This window comes from Bombilactobacillus bombi (assembly GCF_013607485.1).
GTDB classification, from domain to species: Bacteria; Bacillota; Bacilli; order Lactobacillales; family Lactobacillaceae; genus Bombilactobacillus; species Bombilactobacillus bombi_A.
This window is the reverse complement of record NZ_SCHP01000103.1, coordinates 1-2,266: the sequence shown is the minus strand read 5'-3', so window position 1 is coordinate 2,266 and position 2,266 is coordinate 1. Positions and strand designations below refer to the sequence as shown.

Below are 2,266 nucleotides of genomic sequence, written 5' to 3'. Positions count from 1 at the left end.
CCTACTGCTACTACTGGAAAATCCTTTTTGGGAGCAGCTAATGCTGTTGTAAATATTAAAGACAAAGACAGAATAAAAATTGTTATACTAGTTAATATTCGAGAAATAGCTGCAAACTCCTTTCAGTGAAAATATCTTTAATCTAAGAACGATAGTAATACATAATTGCAAAAGCACCCTTACCAGCATGCGTGGTAATAACTGGACTTGTGACCCGCGTTAAAATCGGCATTTTAGGCCAACGCTCATGGATTCTTTGTTCCAAATTTTGCGGAATAGAAATATCATCAACATAAGAAATACCAATTTCAGCAATATTAGCGCCATCTTCATTAATTTTTTGAACTACTTTATCCATATAATTTTCAATTGTTTTGATTCCCCGACCTTTTTTCAATATTCCTACTTTAGAATCTTTTAATTGAATTACAATATTAATTTTTAAAAAGGTCGATAAACTAGCCGCAACCCGACCCAATCGGCCACCCTTAAGAATATTCTCTAAAGTTGGAATAGCCATATATAAATGGGTTTGGTTTTTAATTTGCTCAATTGCAGTTACAATATCGGCAACTTCCTTACCAGCCTGTGCCATTTTTGCAGCTTCTAAAACTTGAAAGGCTAAGGCTCGATCGGTATATTCACTATCAATCACCGTAATATTTAAGACTGTGATTTTGGCGGCCTGCCGTGCGGCTTCTACAGTTCCGCTAAGACCTTTGGTCATATGAATTGCTAATATAGGGCTGCCATCAGCTCCTAATTCCTTAAAGGCATCAACAAATTTACCTAATGGTGGTTGACTAGTCTTAGGTAAATTTTTAGAAGTTAACATTCTTTGAACAAATTCTTCGCGGGTAATATTTTCACCATCGATAAATTGCTCACCGTCAATTTCAATTGACAACGGTACTACTGTAATATCATATTCTTGAACTTCTGCATCCGTAATCTGAACTGAAGAATCAGTCACAATTTTCACTTTATTCATAAAAAATCCCGCCTTTAATCTTTAGGATGTTTAATATATAATGCATTATAATCTTTGTGATTAACAAATTCTATTTTAATCACTACAATTTTAACATAATAACCAAGGAGAAATAACGTGTCAAATTTATTTACTAACCCTACTAATCGCAGCAAAACTTACCAAATTACTAATGAAATTTTTAGTGCCATTACCCATGGAATTGGATTGGTGCTGTCAATTGCTGGAACCATCCTCTTAATAATAAAAGCTCTCAATCAGCACCATAACCAGTTACTAGCCTTTATTGCTTATACTATATATGGTTTTACATTGATGTTTTTATATCTATGCTCCACTTTATTTCACAGCCTTTATTTTACAAAAGCCAAGCATGTTTTTCAGATTCTCGATCATAGTTCCATTTTTTTGCTAATTGCCGGTACTTATACACCCTTTTGCTTATTAGGACTGCCTAAACCCCAAAGTTGGCTGTTTTTAGGATTAATTTGGATCATTACCATTAGTGGCATTATTTACAAAATTTTTAATATTGGTCATCATCCGATTATCGATACTGCTTTATACGTGGTAATGGGCTGGATGGTTGTATTAATCATGAAGCCATTGCAAGTAGCAATTGGAAAACAAGGAATCATTCTATTATTTTGGGGAGGTGTGTCTTTTACCGGGGGGGCTTTACTATATTGTATGCGTAGCATTAAATATATCCACGTTATTTGGCATATGTTTGTCATGTTGGGAACTGCTCTAATGTTTTTAGCAGTCTACTTTTATTTATAATTATTATACCTTTGATAGATTAAAAATTTATAGGGCCAGACGTTGTTGGAATCGACGATGCCCTTTTTTTGTTGGACTAATTTAAATTTCTGGTAATCAATAGTGGGCATATATACATCCCCCACAAATTGATGCTCAATTTTAGTTACATATAAATAGTCAACTTCATTTAAAAATTGGGAAAAAATTTCTCTTCCACCAATAATAAAGGCTAAAGAATCATCAGAAATCAAGGTAAGAATTTGGGATTTGGTATGCACAATCTGAACTGAAGCTAATTGTAAGTCTTGACTATGAGTTAATACAATATTGCGTCGTTGTGGCAATGCACCTTGTGGCAAACTAGCAAATGTTTTCCTTCCCATTATTATTGAATGATTAAGCGTCTGCTCTTTAAAATAATGCAAATCTGCCGGCAAATGCCAAGGCAAATGTCCATCTTGACCTATTAAATGATTTTCATCTTCTGCCCAAATAAAAGCTAGCATGCTA

3 protein-coding genes are annotated in these 2,266 nt (G+C 34.0%); 1 reads left to right on the top strand and 2 read right to left on the bottom strand.

What is annotated here, in order from left to right:
- Positions 1–142: 142 nt before the first annotated feature.
- Positions 143–991 (bottom strand): DegV family protein, encoded by an 849-nt coding sequence (locus EQ827_RS08495; protein ID WP_181190551.1) that lies wholly within the window; start codon positions 989–991, stop codon positions 143–145.
- A 117-nt stretch (positions 992–1,108) separates the two neighbouring features.
- On the opposite strand from EQ827_RS08495, the gene trhA reads away from it, so the two are divergent.
- On the top strand, positions 1,109–1,774 hold the full coding sequence (gene trhA / locus EQ827_RS08490; protein ID WP_181190550.1) for a PAQR family membrane homeostasis protein TrhA: 666 nt from the start codon (positions 1,109–1,111) through the stop codon (positions 1,772–1,774).
- Here the strand turns inward: trhA and EQ827_RS08485 are convergent.
- On the bottom strand, positions 1,765–2,266 hold a 502-nt coding region (locus EQ827_RS08485; RefSeq protein WP_309109360.1), incomplete at its 5' end, for a dihydrofolate reductase. The two genes, trhA and EQ827_RS08485, sit on opposite strands and share 10 nt — an antisense overlap.